The following is a 24,645-nucleotide window of genomic DNA, read 5'->3' on the forward strand; positions in this document are numbered from 1 at the left end:
GCACGGCCCCTCTCACTCCGCCTTGGCGATCTCCTCCCGCTGGGCGGCCACGCCTGCGTGGAAGCTCTCCACGATGTCCTTCGAGCGCTGCCCGTTCGGCAGCTCCCGGCCGGTGGGCAGCAGGTCCGGGATCGAGCGGAAGAGAGCGGCCGCCTGCTTACCGGAATTCCTGTTCCTGGCGCCCAGCAGATACTTACCGGCCTGGTTGAGGTGCTGCGTCAGGTGCGATCCGGGATGCGTCGTCACCTTCTTCAGAACCTCGGGCTGGCCCAGCGAGTGGTGCTCACCCTCCGCGAGTCGTTGCAGCTCCGCCAGCACCGCGTACAGCCGTCCCGCGAGGTGCGCCTCCGCCTGGGCGTCGACAGCCATGATGTGTCCCCCGTTCCCCTGCCGCCCCGCGCCCGCGAGGCCGGGGCGATCCCTACCCCTCCGGTCCTAGGACCATCCGCCGAGCCACCGGGCCCATCGGCCGAGAATTGTTGCGGACGGATGAAATCCGCTACCGCCCGCGTTGGGTACAGGCGGTAGGCACGGCGGGCGACGCAGGAGGCACGGTGGCAGGCGAGGAACAACAGGGGTGGGGCCGGAGGCTGACCGGCTACGCGTGGCGCTACCGGCGCAACGTCGTGCTGGCCCTCGGGTCGTCCCTCGCCGGGATGGGCGTCATGGCGATCGTCCCGCTGATCACCAAGGTGATCATCGACGACGTCGTCGGCGACCACACCCGCTCCCTCGGCCTGTGGACCGGCCTGCTGGTCGCCGCCGCGGTCATCGTCTACGTCGCGACGTTCATCCGCCGCTACTACGGCGGCCGGCTCGCCCTCGACGTCCAGCACGACCTGCGGACCGAGATGTACGACACGCTCACCCGGCTCGACGGGAAGCGTCAGGACGAGCTCTCCACCGGGCAGGTCGTCGGCCGCGCCACCAGCGACCTCCAGCTGATCCAGGGGCTTCTCTTCATGTTCCCGATGACCATCGGGAACATCCTCCTCTTCCTGATCTCCCTGGTGATCATGGCGTGGCTCTCGCTGCCCCTGACCCTGATCGCCCTCGCCGTCGCACCCGCCCTCTGGTTCATCGCCCGCCGCTCCAAGGCCCGCCTCTTCCCCGCCACCTGGTACGCCCAGAGCCAGGCCGCCGCCGTCGCCTCGGTGGTCGACGGTGCCGTCTCCGGGGTCCGGGTAGTCAAGGGGTTCGGCCAGGAGGAGCAGGAGACCGGCAAGCTCCGCGAGGTCAGCCGCAGGCTCTTCGCCGGCCGGCTCCGCACCATCCGGCTGAACTCCCGCTACACCCCCGCGCTCCAGGCCGTGCCCTCGCTCGGCCAGGTCGCGATGCTGGCCCTCGGCGGCTGGCTCGCCACCCGGGGCGAGATCACCCTCGGCACTTTCGTCGCCTTCTCCACCTACCTCGCCCAGCTCGTCGGCCCGGTCAGGATGCTCGCCATGGTCCTCACCGTCGGCCAGCAGGCCAGGGCCGGTGTGGAGCGCGTACTGGAGCTCATCGACACCGAGCCGTCCATGACCGACGGCACCAGGACGCTCCCCGCCGACGCCCCCGCCAGCGTCGAGTTCGACGACGTGCGCTTCGGCTACGGCAACGGGGACGACACCGAGGAAGGTGCCGGTGAACGCCTCGTCCTGGACGGCTTCTCCCTCACCATCGAGCCCGGTGAGACGGTCGCCCTCGTCGGTGCCTCCGGCAGCGGAAAGTCCACCGTCTCCCTCCTGCTGCCCCGCTTCTACGACGTGTCGCACGGCGCCGTCCTCGTCGGCGGCCACGACGTCCGGGAACTCACCCAGGACTCGCTGCGGGCCGCCATCGGGCTCGTACCGGAGGACAGCTTCCTCTTCTCCGACTCCGTCGGCGCCAACATCGCGTTCGGCCACCCGGGAGCCACCCGGGAACAGATCGAGAAGGCCGCGAAGGCCGCCCAGGCGCACGGCTTCATCTCCGACCTGCCCGACGGGTACGACACCAAGGTCGGTGAGCACGGGCTCACCCTCTCCGGCGGCCAGCGCCAGCGCGTCGCCCTCGCCCGCGCCATCCTCACCGACCCCCGGCTGCTCCTCCTGGACGACGCGACCTCAGCCGTCGACGCCCGCGTCGAACACGAGATCCACGAGGTCCTGGCCCAGGTCATGGAGGGCCGGACGACCCTGCTGATAGCGCACCGGCGATCCACGCTCGGCCTCGCCGACCGCATCGCCGTACTCGACCGGGGCAGGCTCGCCGACATCGGCACCCACGAGGAGCTTGAGCGCCGCTCCGCGCTCTACCGCAGGCTGCTCACCGACCCGGACGAGCTGGGCGGCACCTCTCCCGGTCACCGGCCGAAGACCCTCGTGGTGGAGCCGGAGGACGACCGGGCGCTCCTGGAGGAGCTCGACGCGGAGTTCGACGCCGAACGCGGGGTCACCCCCGGGCTGTGGATCCGCAAGGAGGAACCCCGCGACACGGCGGCGGCCAACGGGATGCCCGCCACCCCTGAGCTCCTGGCCCAGGTCGAGGCCCTGCCCCCGGCCACGGACGTCCCCGCCGTCGACGAGGCGAGCGCGGTGCGCCCGGAGAAGTCCTACGGCCTGCGCCGACTGCTGCACGGCTTCGGCCCCCCGCTGCTCGTCAGCCTGGGCCTTGTGGCCACCGACGCGGGCATGGGCCTGCTCCTGCCCGTGCTGATCCGGCACGGCATCGACGACGGCGTCACCAAGATGGCGCTCGGCGCGGTCTGGGCGGCGGCCGGTCTCGGCCTGCTCGCCGTCCTCGTCCAGTGGGCGGCCCAGATCGGCGAGACCCGGATGACGGGCCGCACCGGTGAGCGCGTGCTGTACTCGCTGCGCCTCAAGATCTTCGCGCAGCTCCAGCGGCTCGGGCTCGACTACTACGAGCGTGAGCTCACCGGCCGGATCATGACCCGTATGACCACGGACGTCGACGCCCTGTCCACGTTCCTGCAGACCGGCCTGGTCACCGCCTTCGTCTCGCTGGTCACCTTCTTCGGCATCACGGTCGTGCTGCTCGTCCTCGACGTCCAGCTGGCCCTGGTCGTCTTCGCGACGCTGCCCGTGCTGATCGTCGGCACGTTCTTCTTCCGCCGCAAGAGCGTCAAGGCGTACGAACTCGCGCGGACGCGCATCAGCGTCGTCAACGCCGACCTCCAGGAGTCCGTCGCCGGGCTCCGGATCGTCCAGGCCTTCCGCCGCGAGCGCGACGGCGCCGAGCGGTTCGCGGCCCGCAGCGACGAGTACCGCCAGGCCAGGGTGCGCGGGCAGTGGCTGATCTCGGTCTACTTCCCGTTCGTCCAGCTGCTCGCCTCGGTGGCGGCCGCCGCCGTGCTGATCGTCGGCGCCGGACGGGTCGACGACGGCACGCTCACCACGGGTGCGCTCGTCGCCTATCTGCTCTACATCGACCTGTTCTTCGCCCCCGTGCAGCAGCTCTCCCAGGTCTTCGACGGCTACCAGCAGGCCAGCGTCTCCCTGGGCCGGATCCAGGAACTCCTGCGCGAGCCGACCTCCACGGCCGACCACGAAGAGCCCCAGGACGTGATGTCGCTGCGCGGCGAGATCGCCTTCGAGGACGTCTCCTTCGCCTACGCCGAGGACGAGGAGGCCCTCACCGGTGTCGATCTGCGGATCGCGGCCGGCCAGACCGTCGCCTTCGTCGGTGAGACCGGGGCCGGCAAGTCCACCCTGGTCAAGCTCGTCGCCCGGTTCTACGACCCGACGAGCGGACGGGTCACCGCCGACGGCACCGACCTGCGCAGGCTGGACAGGACGGCGTACCGGCACCGGCTCGGGGTCGTACCCCAGGAGTCGTACCTCTTCGAGGGCACGGTCCGCGACGCCATCGCCTACGGGCTCCCCGACGCCTCCGACGCCCAGGTGGAGGCGGCGGCCAGGGCGGTGGGCGCGCACGACATGATCGCCACCCTGGAGGGCGGCTACCTCCACGAGGTCGCCGAGCGCGGCCGCAACCTCTCGGCCGGGCAGCGCCAGCTGATCGCGCTGGCCCGCGCCGAGCTGGTCGACCCGGACATCCTGCTCCTGGACGAGGCGACCGCCTCCCTCGACCTCGCCAGCGAGGCACAGGTCAACCAGGCCACCGACCGGCTCGCGGGGCGGCGCACCACGCTGGTGGTCGCCCACCGCCTGACGACCGCCGCCCGCGCGGACCGCGTCGTGGTCATGGACCGGGGCAGGGTCGCCGAGGACGGCACCCACGACGAACTCCTCGCCAGGGACGGCCTCTACGCCCGGCTCTGGCGCACCTTCATAGGAGAGGGCATAGGGGAGGACACTCCGGCCGGCGTCTGACGTCCTGCCCGTGGACGCCGGAGCGGAACCCGGAACCCCTTCCCCCGCGTCGTACACCCGTGCGCACCCATGTCGAGGGGCGCACGGGTGTTCGGTGAGACGGATGGGGTGGACGGAGTGGCGGGACCGCTGAGGTCATCGGGGCGGCGACCGGCCGGGCTCCGCGGTGCGGCGGCGCTGCTGGTCCTGCCGCTGCTGGGGGCGCTCGGCCTGGTGCTGGGGCCGGCCGGTGACGCCCAGGCCGCTTCGGCCTGTTCCGGACGGCTGGTCAAGACGGTGGCCTTCTCCACCGGTTCGCTCCGTGTCTACAAGTCCCGCGCCTACGCCTGCGTCGTCGCCGTCGCGAAGAAGCCCGGCCCCCGCCGCGCGATGTCGGTGTCGCTCCAGCCGCGCGGAGGCCGATGGGTCACCGACAGCGGGCGGTTCACCACGCTGGCCGGGCCGGTCACGGTGCACGCGCTGAACCGCTGTGTCCGTGCCTCCGGTTCCGTCGGGGGCGCCTCCGGTGCGACCGGGTGGATCCTGTGCTGACGGGCGAGTGGGTCTGGCGTGGCAGGTGTGACCACCGCTAGGTTCACGGCGACTGTCGTGAATCAAGGGGAGGGTGCATGCGCAAGGCGCTCAGAGGCATTCTGTCGCTCGCGGTGCTCATAGGCACGGTGAGTGCGACCGGGGCCTCGGCCGGAGCGGCCACCGCCGCGGAACCGGCCGCGAAGCAGGGCGGCGTCACCAGCGGTACCGAGAGCAGCAGCAAGGACATCAAGGACCGCATCCTGGCCATCCCGGGCATGAGTCTGATCGAGGAGAAGCCGTACCCCGGGTACCGCTTCTTCGTCCTGAACTACACCCAGCCGGTCGACCACAGGCACCCGTCCAAGGGCACCTTCCAGCAGCGGATCACCCTGCTGCACAAGGACACGAACCGGCCGACCGTCTTCTTCACCAGCGGCTACAACGTCTCCGTCAACCCGAGCCGCAGCGAACCGACGCAGATCATCGACGGCAACCAGGTCTCCCTGGAGTACCGGTTCTTCACCCCGTCACGCCCGGCCCCCGCCGACTGGTCGAAGCTCGACATCTGGCAGGCGGCCAGCGACCAGCACCGCGTCTTCACCGCGCTGAAGCGGATCTACTCCAAGAAGTGGCTGACCACCGGCGGCTCCAAGGGCGGCATGACCGCCACCTACTTCGAGCGCTTCTACCCGAAGGACATGGACGGCGTCGTCGCCTACGTCGCCCCCAACGACGTGGTCGACAAGGAGGACTCCGCCTACGACCGCTTCTTCGCCCGGGTAGGCACCAAGGAGTGCCGCGACCGGCTGGGCGGTGTCCAGCGCGAGGCCCTCGTCCGGCGTGAGCCGCTGGAGAAGAAGTACGAGGCGTACGCGGCCGAGAACGGGCTGACCTTCGACACGGTCGGCACGCTCGACAAGGCGTACGAGGCCGTCGTGATGGACTACGTCTGGGCGTTCTGGCAGTACAGCCTGCTCGCCGACTGTGAGTCGATCCCGGCCGACGCCCCGAACGCCACCGACCAGGAGATCTGGGACTCCATCGACGGCATCTCGGGCTTCTCCGCCTACGCCGACCAGGGCCTGTCCAACTACACCCCGTACTACTACCAGGCGGGCACCCAGCTGGGCTCGCCTGACATCGAGCAGCCCTGGCTCGGTGACCTCAGCCGCTACGGCTACCAGCCGCCGCGCAACTTCGTGCCCCGCTCCATCCCGATGAAGTTCGACGCCTCGGCGATGCGGGACGTGGACAGCTGGGTGAAGAACCACGCCGACCACATGATGTACGTGTACGGCGAGAACGACCCCTGGGGCGCCGAGCGCTTCCGGCTGGGCCGGGGCGCCCGGGACAGCTACGTCTACACCGTGGCCGGCGGAAACCACGGGTCCAAGGTGGCCGGTCTGGCCGCCGACGAGAAGGCGAAGGCGACCGCCGCGATCCTGCGCTGGGCCGGAGTCGCCCCGGCGGCCGTCGAGGCCGACCCGGCGAAGGCGAAGCCCCTCGCCGCGTACGACGCCCGCCTCGACGTGCGGGACGCCGAACTCCGGCGCGACCGGGGCACGCTGCGGCCCTAGTGGACGAGGCCGTGCCCCCTGCCCGGTGGTGTGACACCGGGCAGGGGGCACGGCCCTTTCCGCCTCAGAACCGCCGGTACGACAGCCCGTACCCGACCGGGTACAGCGACTGGGCGGGGGCGTCCGCCCGCTGCACCGGGACGGGGAGCCGCCCCTCCGGGCGGGCCCGGCCCGCGATGACCCGTACGGCGGCGCGCAGTTCGACGTCGGTCCAGGAGTACGCGGCGAGGCTCGCGGCGGTGCCCGCGGCGGCCAGCTGGGCGATGTCGTACGGATTGCGGATCGCCAGGGTGATCACCGGGACACCGGTCGCCACCAGCGCGTCGACCAGGGTGCGCTGGGAGCTGGTCGCCGAGACGTTGTACGTGCCGACGAGCACGGCGTCCTTGCCCTCGGCCGCCGCCACCGCCTCGGCGATCTTGGACGCGGAGGGTGAGGTGCCGGTCGACAGCGCGGTCGCGACGAAGCCCAGCTCCTCGAACGCCCCGGCGAGCGTCGTCGTCGGCGGTCCGGTCGTCCCCGACGGGGAGGCCGGATCGGCGCCCACCACCAGGATGTTCCGGTGCGACCTCCGGGAGAGCGGCAGCAGTGACCCTTCGTTGGCCAGCAGGGTCGTGGTGCGCTCGGCGATCCGGTCGGCGGCGGCCAGGTGCGACCGGACGCCCACGGTCCGGTCGACGCCCCGGTGGGTGACGAACGGGTCGTCGAACAGGCCCAGCTTCTTCTTCAGCCGCAGGATGCGAAGGATCGATTCCTCGATGCGGGCCTCGCTGATCTCGCCGCCCCGCACTGCCTCCAGCACGGCGTTCCAGGCGACGTCGAGGTCCGGCGGGTTGAGGAGCTGGTCCACGCCCGCGAGCAGGGCCAGGACCGGGACCCGTTCGTCGCCGTACTTGGTGCGGACACCTTCCATCCCGAGGGCGTCGGTGACCACCACCCCGTCGTAGCCGAGCTCCTCGCGCAGGATGCCGGTGAGGATCGGGTGCGAGAGGGTGGCCGGGTCCTCCGACGGGTCCAGGGCGGGCACCACGATGTGCGCCGTCATGATCGAGTCGATGCCGGCGGCTACGGCGGCCCGGAACGGCGGGGCGTCCAGCTCCTCCCACTGCTCCCGGGTGTGGGTGATGACCGGCAGACCGGTGTGGCTGTCGGTGCTGGTGTCGCCGTGCCCGGGGAAGTGCTTGGCCGTCGAGGCGACGCCCGCGCTCTGATAGCCCTTCACCTGCGCCGTGACCATCCCGGCGACCGAGTCCGGGTCGGAACCGAAGGAACGTACGCCGATGACCGGGTTGGCCGGGTTGACGTTGACGTCGGCGTCCGGGGCGTAGTTCTGGTTGATGCCCATCGCCGCCAGCTCGGCCCCGGCGATCCGGCCCGCCTCGCGGGCGTCGGAGCGTGAGCCGCCCGCACCCAGCGCCATCGCACCCGGCAGCAGCGTCGCGGGCTCCCCGACACGGCAGACGATGCCGTGCTCCTGGTCCGTGGAGACCAGCAGCGGCAGCGGGGTGGGACCGGCGAGCCCGGCCCGCTGGATGCCGTTGGACAGGTCGGCGATCTGGTGCGGGTCGCGGGTGTTGTGCGCCCAGGCGAAGTAGATGATGCCGCCCACGTGGTACTTGGCGATCATCTCGGCGGCGTCGCGGACCCCGATCTCGTCGAGGTTGGCGTCCACGTCCGCCTGGTCGGGCTCCGTGGCGGAGTGCCCGTACACCCGCATCACGAAGAGCTGGCCGACCTTCTCCTCCAGGCTCATCCCTGCGATGAGCCGTCTGAGACGGCTGTCCGTGGAGGTGTGGGACTCGGCTGCCGCCTGCGCGACGCCGGGAAGAGCGGCGGTGCCGGTCGCCGCGGCCGCGACGGTGGCGGCGGTCGCGGCGAGGAGGGTGCGTCTGGAGGTGCGGTGGTGCACGTGAGCCCCTTCCGATGCTGAAAGAAACTTCCAAGACGGTACGGATATATGGAAAGTAACTACCAGTCAAGAGGGTCGGCGGGATCGCCCGCCGGTGTGGCGTCAGGTCAGGCCCGCACCGGCGCCGTGATCGCGCAGTACCGACACCGCGGCGATGATCGCGGGCCGCCGCGCCGCCTCCGTCCGCCACAGGGCGTACAGCCGTCGCACCGGTACGGGATCCAGCTGTACGGCGACCACGCCCGGGGGCAGCGGGCCACGGCCCAGCCGGGGGATCATCGCCACCCCGAGCCCGGCGGCGACCAGCGCGAGCTGGGTGTGGTTCTCCTCCGCCTGGTGCCGGATGTCCGGCTCGCACCCCGCGGCCCGCAGGGTGCGTACGAGCCAGTCGTGGCAGACCGTGCCCGGCGGCTGGCACACCCACCGCTCCTGGCCCAGCTCCTCCCGGCGTACCGCGTCACGCCCGGCCAGCGGGTGCCCCTCGGGAACCAGCAGGTCGCAGCGGTCCTCACCCAGCAGCGCCTGCGCGACACCCTCCGGCGCGGGGAGCGGGCTGATGTCCCAGTCGTGAGCGACCGCGAGGTCGACCACACCCTTCGCGACCAGGTCGACCGAGAGATGCGGATCGACCTCGTGCAGCCGGGTGTCCAGCGCCGGGTGCTCGCGGCCCAGCTCGGCCAGCACCCCCGGCAGCAGCCCGCGCGCGGCGGTGGCGAACGCGGCGATGGACAGCCGCCCCGTCGGCTGCCCCCGGCGTTCCTCGAGGTGGGTCTCGGCCCGTTCCACGATCGCCAGCACCTGCTGCGCTGTGGAGGCGAGATGGATCGCCTCCTCGGTCAGCGCCACCCCGCGCCCGCGCCGCTCCAGCAGGGTCGTACGGGTCTCCCGCTCCAGCTTGGTGATCTGCTGCGAGACCGCGGAGGCGGTGTAGCCGAGCGCGGCGGCCGCTCCCGCGACGGAGCCGTGGACGGAGACGGCGTGCAGGGCGCGCAGCCGGGACAGATCGAGCACCGAAACCCCCTGGGAGCGGAAGCATGAGCGATGCTTAATCCAACCATGAAGAAATCGGCGCTGGTGCTACATGGTCCCGGCGCCGGATGCTCGTTCCATGCGTCCCCTCCACATCGCCCTGGCCGCGCTGGTCGCCGCCGTCTGGGGCGTGAACTTCGTCGTGATCGAGCTGGGCCTCGCCCACTTCCCGCCCCTGCTCTTCTCCGCCCTGCGGTTCCTCGTCGCCGCGCTGCCCGCGGTGTTCCTCGTCGGCAGGCCCACCGTGGCCTGGAAGTGGATCGTCGGGGTGGGTCTTGTCCTGGGGGTGGCCAAGTTCGGGCTGCTCTTCATCGGCATGGACCGGGGGATGCCCGCGGGGCTCTCCTCCCTCGTCCTCCAGGTGCAGGCCGTGTTCACCGCCCTCTTCGCGGCCGTGGCCCTGTCCGAGCGGCCGGGCAGGACACGTGTGCTCGGGATGGGGGTGGCGCTCGCGGGTATCGGCGTCGCCGCGGTCGACGAAGGGGCGGGCGGGCCCGTGCTCGCCTTCGTCCTGGTGATCCTGGCCGCCGCCTGCTGGGGTGTGTCCAACGTGATCACCCGCAAGGCGGCGCCGCCGGACTCCCTCAACTTCATGGTGTGGGTCTCGACGGTCCCGGTGCTGCCGCTGATCGGCCTCTCCCTCCTCGTCGAGGGATGGGACCGCGACACCGCCGCCCTCGCCGCGCTCGACTGGACCGGCGCCGGCACCATCGTCTACGTCGCGTGGATCTCCACCGTCTTCGGCTTCGGCGCGTGGGGCTTCCTGCTCCGCCACCACCCGGCCTCGTCCGTCGCCCCCTTCACCCTGCTCGTTCCCGTCTTCGGGATGTCCTCGGCCGCGCTGTTCCTCGGCGAGTCCATCGGCCCGCTGCGCTGGTGCGCGGCGGCCCTGCTGGTCGGCGGGGTCGCCCTGACCTCGCTGGGCGGCAACCGCCGGCCCGCCACCGCCCCTCCGGTGCCGGCACCGGAGAAGGCCGGCGTCTGACCGGGCCTACTGCTTCGGCGCCCCGAGCCGCAGGATGTGCTCCCGGCCCGCCGCCAGCAGCTCGGGCAGCTCCGCCGCCTCGGGGTACCAGCGCTTCTCGTACTCCCAGCAGACCCAGCTGTCCTGGTCCAGCGTGTCCAGGCACGCCTTCAGCGGAAGCGTGCCGGCCCCGAGTGCCAGCGGTGTCGTGTCCTCGGCGGACGCGATGTCCTTCACCTGTACGTATCCCAGGTGCGGTGCCAGCACCGCGTGGCTCGCCGCCGGCTCCTCGCCGGCCAGCCAGGTGTGCATCACGTCCCAGAGCGCGCCGATCCGCCCGTGGCCGACCGTGCCGACGACCCGGGCCACGTCCGCCCCCGCGCGGTGCGAGTCATGGGTCTCCAGCAGGATGCGCACCCCCAGGCCGGCGGCGTGCGGCGCGGCCGCGCCCAGCCTGCGGGCGGCCGCCGCGTCGGCCACGGCGGGGTCCTGGTCCCCGCCGCCCGGGAACACCCGGACATGGGCGGCCCCCAGGTCGCGCGCCAGCTCCACCAGCTCCGCGAGCCCCGCGATCACCGGCTCGTCGTCCCCCTCGGCCGCGACCCGCACATAACCGGCCACGGTGAGGATCTCCACCCCGCCCCGCTTGAACTCCTCGGCCACAGCAGCCCGTTCGAGGGCGGTGAGACCCGGGTGCACCGGCTCCTCGGGGTGGGCGCGCAGCTCCACCCCCTGGTACCCGTGCTCGACGGCGAGCCGGATCACCTCGGAGACGGGCAGACCCGGCACTCCGAGGGTCGAGAAAGCGAGCTTCACAGCATGTCCTTCCACTGGGGTCAACTGCGCGGGAACGGCCTCTCCCGGCTCCTGCCCGTGCCGGCAGCCGCCACTCCCGCGCGACGCACAGCGTACGGGGGGTCAGCCGGCGCCCCGCAGGAGGCGTTCGAGGCTGCCGAGCAACTGCAGCGCGTCCTCACGCCGTTCCCCGTCCAGAGCCCGCGCCCCGGTGCCCGGAGCGTACGCGCCGACCACGCGCAGAGCCGCCGCCGCCTGCCGGGCGAACATCGCCAGCAGATCCAGCTCACGGATGCCCGACCGGGCCTGTGGGGAGGGATCCAGCACCTCGAGCACCCCGAGGATCCGGGTGTCGCTGATCAGCGGGGCGGCCATCAGCGCGTCGGGGACGTACTCCGTGGACTCCGCCAGGGAGCGGTCGAAGGCCGAGTCCTGGCTCAGATCGTCCACCACCATCGGCTCGCCCGACGTCGCCACCCAGCCGGCGATCCCTCGCCCGGCCGGGAAACGGCGTCCGACCAGGAACTCCTCGCCCTCCCCGGAGACCGCCTGGAAGACCAGCTCGTCGGCCTCCTCGTCCAGCAGGAACACGGAACTGGCCGCGGCCCCGAAGATCGCGCGGGCCACGTCCACCACGGACTGGAGCAGCTCGTGCCGGGCCGCGTCGCCCGGACCGGGAAAGGGGGCCGAGGGGGTCATGGCGTCAGTTCTGGGAGTCGTCATGGCTGTCTCCTGCCGCTGTGGAAGGACGCGGGACCGCGTGCACGTTGGCCGCGGACAGATAGAGGGCGTTCTTGAGCTGAAAAGCCGTCATCCGGGGATGCCCGGAGAGGACACGGGCGCAGAGCCCCGCCACGTACGGGGTCGCGAAGCTGTTGCCCGTGGTGCGGATCGATCTGCCGCCCAGCCATGGCACGGACACGTTCTGCCCCGGGCCGAAGAACTCCACCGGGGGATCGGGGTTGTACAGGTGGAGCTCGTCGTCCTCCTGGTGGCTGCCCACGGAGATCACCGAGGCGAAACGCCAGGGAAAGCTCTCCACGGGTGTGTTGTGGGCCGACGCCACGATCACCGTACGGCCGAAGTACGCCCGGTCGGCGAGGCCGTGCAGCTCCGGCGCGAAGCGGGTCCGGGTGGTCGACAGGCTGAGGTTGACCACGTCGAAGCGCTGCTCGACCGCCCACCGCAGCCCGGCCATCAGCACGTCACCGGTTCCCGAGAAGCGCTCGCCGAGGACGCGCACGCTGTGGATCTCGCAGTCCGGCGCGGTGCGCCGGATGATCCCCGCGCACGCGGTCCCGTGCCCGCAGGTGTCACCGGTCCCGGTCGGTTCGACCGTGATCGCACCGGTCTCCGGGTCCTTGACCACCACCCAGGAGCTCTTCACCTCACCCACGAGCGGATGGTCGCGCTCCACCCCCGAGTCCACCACACACACCCGCACCCCCCGTCCCGTCGCCTGCCGCGCCGGCAGGCCGCCCGGTGGGCCCTCGTCCGCGGATACCGGGACGTCCTGGGGCCCACGCCCGCGCAGACTCCAGGTGAGCCCCGCTCCCGGCGCCGTGCCCGTTCCGGTGCTGCTCATCGGTCAGCTCCTCTCCGTCGTGGTGACCATGGCCCCGTCGGGCACGCACCGGGCGGCCCGGCGGACCCCCGCCAGATGCCCCTTGCTCGCGAAGTGCTCTCCCGCGGCGCGCGCCGAGGCGAGGGCTGGGGTCCGCCTCCCCAGCGCGAGCATCGTCCGCGCCCGGTCCAGCTCGGCCGTGGCCCGCAGAAGCGGGGAGTCGGTGAGCAGGGCCGCCCGGACGGCCCGGTCCGCCAGGGCCTCGGCCCGTGCCGGGAGCCCGTCGACGGCGGCCAGCCGGGCCCGGAGCCCGTCGAGGTCGACGGCGTCGGCACGGCTGAGTTCGGACGGCCCTCCGACCCCCGCGAGCCGGTCGGCCGCCCGACGGGTCCGGCCCGCGTCGAGTTCGATCCGTGCCGTGTCCAGCGCGACGGCCGTACGCATGCCGACCGCGTCGGCCCGCCGGGCCGCCTCGTCGGCCTCCGCCAGCAGGCCGAGCGCCTGCGTGCCGTGACCGAGCAGCGACTCCACCGAGGCACGGAAGACCGGCAGGAACACCTCCGCCTCCGCGAAGCGGAGCTTCCCCGCGAGTTCCTGGGCCTCGGCCAGGCAGGCGTACGCCTCGCGGGGCCGGTCCAGGAGCGCGTGGAGGACGGCCAGGGGGCAGTTGAGGGTGAGCCTGACCGTCGGACGGCCCTCCCCGTGCGCGGAGAGCAGCTCGTCACAGCGGGCCACTGCCTCCGCGGCCGGCACCGGCCCCCGCCAGAGCGAGACGCCGATGGCGCCGAGCGCGGCGGCCCGTTCCGGTTCGGCTCCCGCCAGGACCGCCTGCTCCAGGGCGCCCGCCTGGTCCCGCCCGGCCTCCTCGTGCCGGCCGGCCTGCTGGAGGTGCTGGGCGAGCCGCAGATGGGACCGGGCACGGCCGAGCGCGTCCCCGGCGGCCTCGAACACCGGCAGCACCGCCCGCGCGGTGGCGGTGAGCCCCGGACCCGCCCCGGTGGGATCCAGCACGGCCAGTGCGAGCCTGGCGTGGGCCGATTCCACCGGCACATGGTCCAGCGCCCTCACCCTGCGCAGCAGTTCGGCACCGCTCCCGGTCCGCCCGAGGGCCACCCGTACCTCGCCCAGGCGGCGTACCGAACCCGCGTCGTCCGCGTCCAGCCGGACCGCCCGTTCCAGCAGGTCGTCCGCCCAGGCGAGGTCGGACCGGGCGGCGGCCTGCGCGCCGGCGCGACCGAGGGCCACGGCCGCGCGGGCGCGCAACCGGTCGGTCCGTCCGTCGGCCAGCCCGAGCTCCGTCCGGTAGCGGAAGGCGCGTTCCAGATGCCCGCCGACGGCGCCGTCGCCGGAGCGCAGCACCCCCGGCAGCTCCGCCGCCCAGACGTGACGGTCCGCCTTGGCACGCTTCGACAGCGACGCGTAGGTCACCTCGTGCACCAGCCCGCTGCTGAACCGGTACGCCGCGGTCCCCGGCTCCGCAGGAGCCGGCTCCACCAGCCGCCGCCGGGTCAGCGCGGCCAGAACCTCCTGAAGACGCCCGAGGCGCACCTCCCGGTCCGGCCCCGGGAGGGAGACCACCGTGGAGGCCGGCCGCTCCGCGAGCCGGGCGTGGGTCTCCATCAGCAGCAGCTCGGCCACCGTGAACTCACGGCCGATCACGGCCGCGAGATCGACGACGGTCCGCTCGGCGCGTACGAGGCCGCCGATACGGGCGCCGAGCAGCGCCTGGAGGGTGGGCGGCAGCCCGTCGGCCCCTTCCTCCCGGCCGTCCACCAGCAACTGCTCCAGATAGAGCGGATTCCCCCCTGCGCGGGACAGCAGAGCCTCGTCGACCGGTCCGTCCCCGCCGTCGAGCCTGACCAGCAGTCCGGCCAGCCGGAGACTCTCCTCAGGGGGCAGTCCGGCGATCTGGAGGCAGCCGGTGGCATCGGCCGTACCGTCCGGGCGTCCCACACAGACCATCAGCACTCCGGCGGGGCCGGCGCCCTGAGCCAGGTGCTCCAGAGTACGGATCAGCAGGGGCGCCGCCTCGTGCGCGTCATCGAGGACCAGCACGAACGGCCGGTCGCGGGCCGCCCGGCCGAGGGCTGTCGCCAGCGCCGCGCACATGTCGTCGAAGGGGGCGTTCGGCGTGCCGTCACGCAGCAGACCCCCGGAGAGCACGGCCGTCGCGTCGTCGGGGACAGCGGACACCGGGCCGTCCGCCCCCGAGAGCTCCGCGGCGGAGAGCGCCGGCAGTCCGCGCAGCGCGTCGGCGAGGGGAGTGAGGGTGCCCCGGTCCCCGAAACCACGGCACCGGCCCGCGCCGTAGGTGAGGGCGCCGGACGCGGAGAGGCCCGCCAGCCATTCGCGTACCAGCCGGGTCTTGCCGATTCCGGGCTCGCCCGTGACGCGCAGCAGCACCGGACGGTCCCCGCGCACCGCACGCGCCAGCGCCGCGTCCAGCGTCCGCCGCTCACCGGCCCGTCCGACGAAGGGCACGTCGAAGCGGCGCAGCAGCGCCGGGTCGTCGGCGCCCAGCCCCAGCAGCCGGTAGGCCTCGACGCTGTCCCGCTTGCCCTTGAGGCGGAGCGGACCGGTCGGCTCGGCGGACACCGTGGGCCCCGCGGCGTGCAGGGTGTCCGGCCCGAGGAGGATCTCACCGGGACCGGCGTTCTGTTCCAGCCTCGCGGCGATGTTGACGGTCTCGCCGGAGACCAGCGCCTGACGGGCCGTCGCGTCACCGCCGGCCACCACCTGGCCGGTGTTGACACCCACCCGGGTGGTCAGCCTGATGCCCAGCGTGGCGTGCAGTTCCTCGTTGAGCCGGGCCAGCGCCTCCCGCATGCCGAGCGCGGCGGCCAGAGCGCGCCGGGCGTCGTCCTCCCGCACCACCGGGACGCCGAACACGGCCATCACGGCGTCGCCGATGAACTTCTCCGGGGTGCCGCCCCGCGCCACGATCTGCGCGCTCATCGCCTCGAAGTAGCGCAGCGTAACGGTGCGCAGGGTCTCCGGGTCGAGCACACCCGACAGGGCGGTGGAGCCGACGAGGTCGCAGAAGAGCACCGTCACCGGCTTGCGCTCGTCCTCCGCCGGCGCGGGGGTGACGGCGCAGGGTGTTCCGCAGGACGAGCAGAACCGGGCGTCGTCCGGCAGTTCCTGGCGGCACGTGGCGCAGTCCATGACGGTCCTTTCTCTTCAGGGGGCAGGGGACGAGGCGTGCCGCGGGGCCCGCGCGGTCCACCGGGCGGTGGACCGCGCGGACGGCACGGCTCAGAACAGGGCGCCGCCGGCGATCTCGCCGTGGGCCTGGACCTCCGGTTCCACCGCGTCCAGACGGCTCTTGATGTCCAGCAGCACGGCGAGTTCCTCCTCGGTGAGCTGGCTGAGCACGAGGCGCTGTTCGTCGGTGAGCAGGTCCACCGGCAGGCCCGCCTCGTACAAGGCCGGGGGCAGTACCGGCTGTCCGGCGTCCTCGGGTGGCTGCGGGGTGCCGTCGGTCTCGGGCGGACGGTTCATCGGGTTACTCCCGTCGGTGAAGGGGATCCGGCTCCCCGTGGCGGCGGTGCCGGCACGGAGCGCCCGAGCCGGACGAAGATCCGGGTGAGCGCGTCGAGGGAGTGCAGGGCGCCGACCGTCACGTCCGACTCCTGGCGCCGGGTCAGCGGCAGCCGGTCCAGCAGTGCGTACAGCTCGTCCAGGTGACCGGTGTCCAGCGCGGCGTGTTCCCGCACCGTCCGCAGGGCGGCGTCCGGGAGGCCGGTCGCGGCCGCGATACGGGAGGTGAGGCCCGGAGCCGGGGCGTACCCCTCCAGGACCGCGATGTAGCCGAGCAGGACCACCGGGTGGTGGTGCTCGATCCAGTAGTAGTGGGATCCGGCGAGCGCGGCGACGAGCGGCGAGGGCATCGTCACGAGCACCCGCCCGGGCAGTGCTCCGGCCGCCCGGATGTCCTCCAGCAGCCACGCGTCGTGCCCTTCCTCCTCGCGGATGTGCTCACGGAGGTACGCCGCCAGAGGCCCGGCCAGCGGGTCGCCGCAGGCATCCAGCGACCTGGCCCGCTCCAGGGCCCGCACCATCAGCGGGACCGAGGCCCGGATGACCGTGTGCATCGTGCGGAGGTAGTCCAGGTAGCGCGGCAGCAGGTCCTCCGGACGCCACATGTGCTCGAGCGCGGAACGCAGTTCGCCGTCCAGCAGTCGTAGGGTCACCCGCAGCCGTGCCGAGGAGCTCGGTCCGGCGGCGCTCACCGGGACCCCTCCCCGGCGGTGTCCCGCGCGAGGACCAGGGGAGCGTACGCGGCGCAGCCGTGGCGCCGGACGACGCCCACCGGCCCGTCCGCCGCGCCGCGGCGTGCGGCGGCCAGGTCCAGCAGGGCGCCCCGGACCCCCGACGCCACGGACTCCGCCTCGGCGGCCGCCCGTCCACCGGAACCGAGGGCCCGGCAGCCGTCGCAGTAGGAGAGACCCCGGGAGGGCGAACCGGCGCGCGCCGCCAGATGCGCGGGGCCGACCGTACGGAGCATGCGCAGGACCGGCGACTCCTGCGCCCTCCGGCGCACCGCCGCCCAGTCGTCGGTGCCGATGTGGCCGAGCCGCAGATGGGCCGGGGCGGGCCGCAGGTCCACGGTGTCCTGGTTGCAGCAGGCGAGCACCGTCCCGTCGAAGGCGACGACCGGCCAGGCGGCCATGGCGCACGGGGACGCCGAATCCGGATCCGGGGCGGTACGGGTGGCGGACGCCCAGGAGGCCGCCCTGCCGAACGGCCGTACCTCGTTGACCAGCGAGGGCACCTGGCCGTCGAACTCCTCGTCCACGGCTCGGGTGATGCCGGCGAGATAGGGGTCGTCCGCCCCTCTGCCGGTGAGATGGAAGCTCACCGCCGTCCCCGTCGCCCTGATCCGGTGCACGGCACGGAACACCTCGGCGCGGGCGACCTCGCGCTCGTGCGGGGCGTCGAGACTCGCGGAGAAGTGGTCCACCCCCTCGATCGCCCGCAGCACCGCGGCCGGGATCCGCCGCGAACGAGCGAAGAACATGCCGCTGAGCAGCGCCGTACGCGACCCGGCGGCCCGGGCGCGGGCACTCAGTTCCGTCACGAGCGCGGGCAGCAGCAACGGTTCGCCACCGGTGAGCATGACGACGTCGGGTCGGTTGTCCCGGGTGAACGAGCCCACGAACCGGATGAGCAGCTCCGCGTCGGGTTCCTCGCGTGTCGCCGGGGACGATCCGGTCGAGCAGTGGGCGCAGCTCAGAGGACAGCGCCGGGTGAGTCCGATCAGCAGTCCGGCGGCGGGGAACGGCCGCCGGCCGACGAGTTCGCCGAGTTCCATGCGGGGCCGCCTCCTTCAGAGGGCCGGGGCGCGTAGGGCGCGTACCCGTGGGCTGCCCCGCGACGCCCGGCCGGGCGCGCGCTGCGGGGAGCGCACTCAGGTTCCACCGCACCGGTTCGACGGCGGTCCACTACCGCTTCGGAAGCGGTATGTGCGCAGGTCGGCAGCGTGCCCTGCCCCTTCGACGCCCCCTGGAAGCCCCGCGAACAGGCCCCGTGCTGGTGCGATACCGGTCCCATACCGCTGCCGAAGCGTTCCCCAGGCCGGCCCTCCTAACTTTCTCGGCAACGGCAGGCAGCAGCCCGCCGGACCGGACCGCGGTACCGACCGCCGGCCCCGGAACCAGCGCAGTGACGAGTGGACGGAGACCACCATGTCCGAGAACACCAAGCCCGCCGCCGACGACAACAACGAGACCCCCGAGGTCGAGGCGCACTCCGTGCTGGACCTCCAGGAGACCTCCGTCGACAAGGAGACCATCGCGGGCAGCTGCGTCAGCGTGATCAGCGTGGTCCTCGAAGAGAAGTGATCGCGGCCGGGACCGCTCCACGGAGGCCGGGGCACGTCCTCCCGCCGTGGAGCCCGGCAGGCCGGTGATGTGGGGGGCGGTTCCGTCACGACGGAACCGCCCCACCGTCGCTTTCAGCGCGTTCCCCCCGGCCCAAGGGCCTGCCCATCGACGGGAGTTCACCATGACCAAGCCGCTGCGCGACAACCGGGACTTCCAGCTGCTCTGGCTGAGCGGTCTCTTCGCGGTCCTGGGAGGGCAGATGAGCGCCCTCGCCCTGCCCCTGCTGGTGCTCAAGGAGACCGGATCCGCGGTGCAGGCGGGAGCGGTGGGCACCGTCTGCGTGGGGGCCGTGCTGATCACGATGCTGCCGGGCGGGGTGATGGCGGACCGGGTGGAGCGCCGCCGGCTGATGCGCATCTGCGACGTCTGCAGCCTGACCGTCGTCACCGCCCTCGCCGTCTGCGTCTGGTACGGACACGCCCCCATGGCGCTGGTCCTTCTCGTCGCCGCCGCGGCGGCGGTGATCAGCACCGTCTACGGCCCGGCGGTCTTCGGCCTCATGCGAGCGGTCGTCCCGGCCGACCAGATGGGCGCCGCGACCGCACGACTCCAGGCGCGCACCCAGGCGGTCCGGCTGACCGGGCCTCTCCTCGGTGGTGCGCTCTTCGGCGTCCACCCCGCCCTGCCGTTCGCCGCCGAGGCCGTGGGCCTGCTGCTGTCGACCGTCTGCGTGGCGCTCGTACGGACCCGTTCGCGGGCGAGGACCAAGGCCGGCGCGGTGTTCAGCAGGCGCGAACTGATGGCGGGTCTGACCTTCCTGTGGAAGATCCCCTATCTGCGGACCGTGCTGCTGGTCTTCGGACTCGGCATGAACTTCGCCTTCGGCGCCCTCACCTTCACCGCACTGACCGCCTTCTCGGACGGCGGCCGTTCCGGCCTCGGGGGCGGGTTCGTCATGACCTCCGTCTCCGCCGGGGCCCTCCTCGGCGCGCTGCTCGCACAGCGGATGAACCCCGACCGGCACACCCGGGTCCTGATCGTCGCCACCTGCTGGACCTGTGTCGCCGCCGCAGGGGTGATGGCCTGGTGGGCACAGCCGCTGGTCGCCGGGATCGTGTGCGCCCTGTGCATGTGCCTGTCGACCGTCGCCAGCATCGGCTTCCTGTCCGAACTGCTGATCGTGACCCCGGAGGACCGGGTGGGCCGGGTGCAGAGCGCCGCCGGCTTCCTGTCCTCCGTGGTCCAGCCGCTGGGACCGCTCGCGGGCGGAGCCCTCCTGACGGCCGCCGGCGCACGCTGGGCCTTCGCCGTGACCGGCTGCGTGCTGGCCGTGTCCGCCCTCGTCGTCACCCTCGCACCCTCGGCGAGGGCCGAGCCCGCCCCGCACCAGGAGGCCGGGGCCGCGGACCCGGCCGCGCCCGCCGCCGATGGCCCGCCCGAGCCCGGATCGCCGGGCCACACCCCGGCCGGCACCAACAGGGCGACCTGAGGGCCGTCCCGCAACCGACAGCCGCCCGCCGCCACCGGCTGCTCCACGGCGGGTCCGGACAAGAGAGGCCGAGCGTGCAAGCCACCCAGGAACCCCAGCTCTACTGCCTGGCCGACCGCACCTACTACGAGACCCCGGCCCGTCTGGCGGACGAGGAGTCCAGGTACCGGCCGGCCACGGAACCCCCGCCGGCCGGATGGCGCCGTGAGCCCTCGGGCCTGTGGACGTCACTGGTACCCGAGGGCGTCCGTCCGGCCGCGCAGGGCTGGAAGATCCATGTGTCCACGGTCCCCGACGAGGCCGCGGCCACCCTCCGGGACACCGCCCGGGTCTGCTTCCGCCACGGAGTCCCGTTCAAGTTCCTGCGCAGCGAGAAGGCGCTGCTGCTGATGGCGAACAAGCACATGAACCGCAGCGGCGCGGGCAAGTTCATCGCGGTCTACCCGCCGGACGACACCGTGTTCCTGACGCTCGCCGAAGAACTGTCCCGGGTGCTCTCGGGACGCCGGGGGCCGTACGTCCTCAGTGACCTGCGGATCGGCGACGCCCCGGTGTACACGCGCTACGGCGCCTACGTCCCCCGGTGGTGCACCGACGCCGAGGGCCGCCGGGTCCTGGCACTGCGCGACCCCTCGGGGCGGCTGGTCCCGGACGAGCGGGGCGTGGTCTTCCGGACCCCCTCCTGGGTCGAGACCCCCGAAGCCCTCCGCCCGCACCTGGCCGCGCGGGCCGCCGCACGCGACGACACCTTTCCCTACACCGTCACCGAAGCCCTCCAGTTCTCCAACGCGGGCGGGATCTACCTGGCCGAACACCGGGAGACCGGCCACCGGGTGGTGCTGCGGGAAGCGCGGCCCCACTGCGGGCTGGACGCCGCGGGGGACGACGCGGTGACCCGGCTGCACCGCGAGCACCGGGCGCTGACCGCGCTGGCCGGGCTGGACTGCGTGCCCGCGGTGCTCGGGCTGCGCACCGTCTGGGAACACCACTTCCTGATCGAGGAGTACATCGAGGGGAACACCCTTCTGGAGGAGATCGTCGCCCGGTTCTCACTCGTCCGGGGAGCGGACTCACCGGAGGAACTCGCCCCGTACGTCGAGTGGACCGACAGGGTGGCCGGCGCGCTCGCGGACGCGCTGGAGAAGATCCACGCGCGGGGTCTGCGCTTCGGGGACCTGCACCCCTCCAACATCATCGTCCGGCCCGACGGGGGAGTCGCCCTCGTCGACTTCGAGTACGCCACGGCCCTCGACGACGAGAACACCCCGCTCGCCGGGGCCCAGGGACTCCAGGCCCCGCCCGGCACGCCCGGGGCCGAGGCCGACGCCTACGCCCTGTGGGCGACCTGGCTGACGATGCTGATGCCGGTCACGGAGATGGCGGGGCTGGAGAGAGCGAAGGCCCTCACCCTGGAGCGCTGGGCCCGACGGCGCTACGGCCTGCGGGCCGACGCGGGACCACCCCGCCCGCCCCTGCTCGACGGAGCCGACGAATCGCTGCGCCGCGAGGCCGGGGTGGCCGCCCTTCTCGAGGGCCCGGACATCGACTGGGCGGGCCTCCGCACCCGCCTGCTGGCCGGAGTGCACGCCGGGGCCAGCCCGGGGCGGACGGACCGTCTCTTCCCCGGCGGCCCCGACCTCTTCGCCAACGGCGGCACCGATCTCCGGAACGGTGCGGCCGGTGTCCTGTACGCACTGCACCGGGTCGGCGCGCCCGTACCGGAGGAATGGACCGACTGGCTCGCGGACACCGCGCTGCGAGGGAACCCGGCCGCGGCCGGCGGATTCTTCGACGGGCCGGCGGGCACCGCCCTCGTGCTCACCCTCCTCGGCCGGCACGAGGCCGGCCGGGAACTGTGGGAACGGACCGGTTGCGCCGCCGCGCCCTCCGTCTCGGCCGATCTGCTCACCGGGCGTGCGGGTGTCGCGCTCGCCGGACTCCGTCTGGCGCGCCTCGGGGGCGAGGGCGCGGACGGCCCGCTGGTCGACGCGGCCCTGGGCATCGCCCGGGAACTGGACGCACTGGTACGGGGAGAACCGGTGGACGGCCTGCGCCTTCCCGAGTCGGCGGGACTGCTGCGCGGACTCAGCGGCGCCGCGCTGCTCCATCTGGAGCTGCACGAGCTGACGGGCGAGTCATGGCTGAGGGACGCCGCGCGCGCGGCTCTACTGCGGGACGCCTCCCACCTCGTGACCATGCCCGACGGCACCGTCCAGGTGAAGGACGGCCAGCGCCATCTGCTCTACCTCGGCCAGGGGAGCTCAGGCGTCGCCCTGGTCGCCCAGGCCTACACGGCCCGTCACGAGGACACCGGGCTCGCCGCGGTCATCCCGGGGGTGGCCAAGGGCTGCGCCATGGAATTCGTCCGCGAACCAGGGCTGTTCACCGGGCGGGCGGGTCTCGCGGCGGCAGCCGCCCAGCTGGACCCCGCGTCGCGGACCACGCCGCCCGTCCTGGCCTCCGTACGCAACCTCACCTGGCATCTCGTCGCGGACGAGGACCGGCTGCTCGTACCGGGCTCGGGGCTGCGGCGCTTCTCGGCCGACCTCGGCACGGGCAGCGCCGGGCTCCTTCTGGCCCTGCACTTCCTCTCCGACGCCGAGGAGGGCGCACCCGGCCTGCTGGACCTGCTCACCCTCGGATGAGTGGGAGCGCCCTCTCCGGAAAGGAGCCCGGGACCGCCCGCGAGGCCGCCTCGCCGCCACCCCCGTCCGCCGGCGCGCGCTCCACGGCGTACAGACCGAGCAGGCGGGGCACCTCGTAGCGCACGGCGTGCGCCGTGACCTCACCCGGCGGCGAGGTCACGGCACCGGTGCCGATCAGCGACTCGACGCTCCGCAGGGCCGCCCGGCGCGGACAGCCCAGGACGTCCGTCGCCCGCTCCAGGGTGAAGCCCCCGTCCCCGGCGAGTACGGACAGCCGCGTCAGGGCGCGGCGGTCCTCCGGGGACAGGTCCCGCCAGCCCGCCGCGAGCCGTGCGCGTACCGACACGTCACCCGCCACCAGTTCGTCCAGGGCGCAGGGCGAGTCCTCGAGCCGCTCCGCGTACTCCGACAGCGGAAGATGCCGCAGCACCGTCAGCCGCATCCCGCTCACCACCACCGCCAGGGGCAGCGACCCGCAGGCCCGGACGATCCGGAGGGCGGACGCGGGGTCGGAGAGCGCCCGGCCGGGCCCGATCAGCTTCTCCAGCAGTTCCAGTGCCTCGTCCTCCTCCGGCGCGCCCAGCGCGACCCGGTGCACACCGGCCAGGCCCGCCAGCTGCCCCCGCGCGGTGAGCAGCACCGAGGACCGCCCGGACCGCGGCAGCAGCCCCCGTACCGGCCCTTCGTCGGCCACGTCGTCCAGGACGATCAGCACCCTGCGCTCCGACAGCCAGTCCTGCCAGGTGTTCTCGGCCTCCGTCGCATCCGGACGCCCGCGGCCGGGCACTCCGCACACCCGCCCCAGTTCGTCCAGCATGTCGGCCGCGGTGCGGGCCGTGCCGTCGTCGCGCCGTGCCCTGACGTGCACCCGTCCGTCCGGGAAACGGTCCGCCAGCAGGTGCGCCGCCCGCACCGCCACCGCCGACTTCCCGACCCCGGCCGGGCCGGACACGATCAGCGTGGCGCCCTCAGGGTCGGCCGACACCTCCAGCACCCTGGCCAGCTCGTCCTCCCGGCCGGTGAAGTAGCGACTGTCCGCGGGCAGCGAGGCCCCGGAGGCCGCGCCCCTGGGGGCGACGGACCCCGACGCGGGGCGCCGCCCGAGCACCGCCTTGTAGAGCGCCGCCATCGCCGGGCTGGGCTCAAGACCCAGCTCCCGGGCCAGCAGTTGCCGGTAGTCGTCGTACACCGCCAGTGCCTCCGCCTGCCGGCCCGTCTGGTGCAGGGAGTTCATCCAGGCCGCGCGCAGCCGCTCACGGAATGGGTGACGCTCCACCAGATCCCGCAGACCGTCGACCGCGACCCCCGCCCGGCCCGTCTCGATCTCGGCCTCGGCCCAGTCCTCGTAGACCGTCAGGCAACGGGACTCCAGCCGCTCGGCCTCCTCGGCCACCCCGGCGGAGTCCCGCAGATCGTGCAGGGGCGGGCGCTCCCCCCACAGGTCCAGCGCCTCCCGCAGCAGGCGCGCGGCGGTCCGCAGGTCCCCCCGCTCACCGGCGGCGCGGCCCGCACGGGTCAGGGTCCGGAAGCGCAGGGTGTCGAGCTCGCCCTCCTCCACCCGCAGCCGGTAGCCGCCGCAGCCGTGCACCAGGCGGTCGCCCCCGTCGCCCGGCGCGAACAGGGCGCGTGCGGCGCTCATGTAGACCTGGAGGTTCTTGCGCGCGGTACGGGGCGGCCCTTCGGGCCACACCACGTCGGTCAGCACTTCGACGGGTACGGGGGAGTTGGGGCGGGTCAGCAGGGTGGCCAGGACCAGCCGCTGCTTCCGCGGGCCGAGAGGCAGCTGCACGCCGCCGGACTCGGCCGTGAGCGGACCCAGCAGCGAGAAGTACACCGTGCCGGGAGCACCGGTGAAGGTGCCGGTCGAAAGCGGAGGGGGCAGGGACATCGGCGGGCCTCCTGGTCGGGGGAGGGGCGACAAGCTGTGCCGTACACCGACCGATCCTGTCGTGAAGCGGAACACCGCACATCGGTGCCGGGCCCGTATCTTCCTGCGCGGTCACCCGCACTCCGCCGCCC

18 protein-coding genes are annotated in these 24,645 nt (G+C 73.3%); 7 read left to right on the plus strand and 11 right to left on the minus strand.

Annotated features, from left to right (window positions below):
* Positions 1 to 12: 12 nt before the first annotated feature.
* Entirely contained in the window at positions 13 to 369 is a 357-nt protein-coding gene (locus ACGFNN_RS01470) for a hypothetical protein (protein WP_393551811.1), read from the minus strand.
* A gap of 185 nt (positions 370 to 554) precedes the next feature.
* Between ACGFNN_RS01470 and ACGFNN_RS01475 the strand changes: the two genes are divergently transcribed.
* The 3 genes from ACGFNN_RS01475 to ACGFNN_RS01485 all read left to right on the plus strand — a co-directional run bounded on the left by ACGFNN_RS01475 (position 555) and on the right by ACGFNN_RS01485 (position 6,406).
* Positions 555 to 4,316 carry an ABC transporter ATP-binding protein gene (locus tag ACGFNN_RS01475; protein ID WP_393551813.1) on the plus strand — a complete coding sequence of 1,254 codons (3,762 nt, stop codon included), beginning with the start codon at positions 555 to 557 and terminating at the stop codon, positions 4,314 to 4,316.
* A gap of 69 nt (positions 4,317 to 4,385) precedes the next feature.
* A complete protein-coding gene (locus tag ACGFNN_RS01480; RefSeq protein ID WP_393551815.1) occupies positions 4,386 to 4,847 on the plus strand; it encodes a hypothetical protein in 462 nt (153 codons plus the stop codon).
* Positions 4,848 to 4,924: 77 nt separating this feature from the next.
* Entirely contained in the window at positions 4,925 to 6,406 is a 1,482-nt protein-coding gene (locus tag ACGFNN_RS01485; protein ID WP_393551817.1) for a S28 family serine protease, read from the plus strand.
* 64 nt (positions 6,407 to 6,470) lie between these two features.
* On the opposite strand, the gene ACGFNN_RS01490 is transcribed toward ACGFNN_RS01485, so the two are convergent.
* Positions 6,471 to 8,315, minus strand: coding sequence for a glycoside hydrolase family 3 protein (locus ACGFNN_RS01490; RefSeq protein WP_393551818.1), 1,845 nt, complete (start codon positions 8,313 to 8,315; stop codon positions 6,471 to 6,473).
* Positions 8,316 to 8,417: 102 nt separating this feature from the next.
* Positions 8,418 to 9,326 carry a LysR family transcriptional regulator gene (locus ACGFNN_RS01495; protein WP_393551819.1) on the minus strand — a complete coding sequence of 303 codons (909 nt, stop codon included), beginning with the start codon at positions 9,324 to 9,326 and terminating at the stop codon, positions 8,418 to 8,420.
* A gap of 97 nt (positions 9,327 to 9,423) precedes the next feature.
* On the opposite strand from ACGFNN_RS01495, the gene ACGFNN_RS01500 reads away from it, so the two are divergent.
* Positions 9,424 to 10,329, plus strand: a complete 906-nt coding sequence (locus ACGFNN_RS01500; protein ID WP_393551820.1) for an EamA family transporter — start codon at positions 9,424 to 9,426, stop codon at positions 10,327 to 10,329.
* 6 nt (positions 10,330 to 10,335) lie between these two features.
* On the opposite strand, the gene ACGFNN_RS01505 is transcribed toward ACGFNN_RS01500, so the two are convergent.
* From ACGFNN_RS01505 to ACGFNN_RS01535, 7 genes are all read right to left on the minus strand, one after another.
* Positions 10,336 to 11,124 carry a sugar phosphate isomerase/epimerase family protein gene (locus tag ACGFNN_RS01505; protein ID WP_393551821.1) on the minus strand — a complete coding sequence of 263 codons (789 nt, stop codon included), beginning with the start codon at positions 11,122 to 11,124 and terminating at the stop codon, positions 10,336 to 10,338.
* 102 nt (positions 11,125 to 11,226) lie between these two features.
* The gene (locus ACGFNN_RS01510; RefSeq protein WP_365089292.1) at positions 11,227 to 11,826 is read right to left on the minus strand and encodes a GAF domain-containing protein; all 600 of its coding nucleotides are present in this window, start codon (positions 11,824 to 11,826) and stop codon (positions 11,227 to 11,229) included.
* On the minus strand, positions 11,807 to 12,688 hold the full coding sequence (locus ACGFNN_RS01515; RefSeq protein WP_362556174.1) for a S8 family serine peptidase: 882 nt from the start codon (positions 12,686 to 12,688) through the stop codon (positions 11,807 to 11,809). The genes ACGFNN_RS01510 and ACGFNN_RS01515 overlap by 20 nt, the downstream gene beginning before the upstream one ends.
* A 3-nt stretch (positions 12,689 to 12,691) precedes the next feature.
* On the minus strand, positions 12,692 to 15,832 hold the full coding sequence (locus ACGFNN_RS01520; protein ID WP_393551822.1) for an adenylate/guanylate cyclase domain-containing protein: 3,141 nt from the start codon (positions 15,830 to 15,832) through the stop codon (positions 12,692 to 12,694).
* A gap of 90 nt (positions 15,833 to 15,922) precedes the next feature.
* Complete coding sequence (locus ACGFNN_RS01525; RefSeq protein ID WP_393551823.1) at positions 15,923 to 16,168, minus strand: aroma-sacti cluster domain-containing protein; 246 nt, start codon at positions 16,166 to 16,168, stop codon at positions 15,923 to 15,925.
* Positions 16,165 to 16,899, minus strand: a complete 735-nt coding sequence (locus tag ACGFNN_RS01530; protein ID WP_393551824.1) for an iron-containing redox enzyme family protein — start codon at positions 16,897 to 16,899, stop codon at positions 16,165 to 16,167. Before ACGFNN_RS01530 ends, ACGFNN_RS01525 begins: the two co-directional genes overlap by 4 nt.
* Positions 16,896 to 17,981, minus strand: a complete 1,086-nt coding sequence (locus tag ACGFNN_RS01535; RefSeq protein ID WP_393551825.1) for a radical SAM protein — start codon at positions 17,979 to 17,981, stop codon at positions 16,896 to 16,898. Before ACGFNN_RS01535 ends, ACGFNN_RS01530 begins: the two co-directional genes overlap by 4 nt.
* A 373-nt stretch (positions 17,982 to 18,354) precedes the next feature.
* On the opposite strand from ACGFNN_RS01535, the gene ACGFNN_RS01540 reads away from it, so the two are divergent.
* The 3 genes from ACGFNN_RS01540 to lanKC all read left to right on the plus strand — a co-directional run bounded on the left by ACGFNN_RS01540 (position 18,355) and on the right by lanKC (position 22,626).
* Entirely contained in the window at positions 18,355 to 18,510 is a 156-nt protein-coding gene (locus ACGFNN_RS01540) for a hypothetical protein (protein WP_362556184.1), read from the plus strand.
* Positions 18,511 to 18,673: 163 nt separating this feature from the next.
* The gene (locus ACGFNN_RS01545) at positions 18,674 to 19,981 is read left to right on the plus strand and encodes an MFS transporter (RefSeq protein WP_393551827.1); all 1,308 of its coding nucleotides are present in this window, start codon (positions 18,674 to 18,676) and stop codon (positions 19,979 to 19,981) included.
* A 74-nt stretch (positions 19,982 to 20,055) separates the two neighbouring features.
* Positions 20,056 to 22,626, plus strand: coding sequence for a class III lanthionine synthetase LanKC (lanKC, locus tag ACGFNN_RS01550; protein WP_393551829.1), 2,571 nt, complete (start codon positions 20,056 to 20,058; stop codon positions 22,624 to 22,626).
* On the opposite strand, the gene ACGFNN_RS01555 is transcribed toward lanKC, so the two are convergent.
* The gene (locus ACGFNN_RS01555; protein ID WP_393551831.1) at positions 22,613 to 24,514 is read right to left on the minus strand and encodes a BTAD domain-containing putative transcriptional regulator; all 1,902 of its coding nucleotides are present in this window, start codon (positions 24,512 to 24,514) and stop codon (positions 22,613 to 22,615) included. The two genes, lanKC and ACGFNN_RS01555, sit on opposite strands and share 14 nt — an antisense overlap.
* Positions 24,515 to 24,645 lie beyond the last annotated feature (131 nt).

Source organism: Streptomyces sp. NPDC048590, assembly GCF_043199535.1.
In the GTDB taxonomy this organism is placed as follows: Bacteria; Actinomycetota; Actinomycetes; order Streptomycetales; family Streptomycetaceae; genus Streptomyces.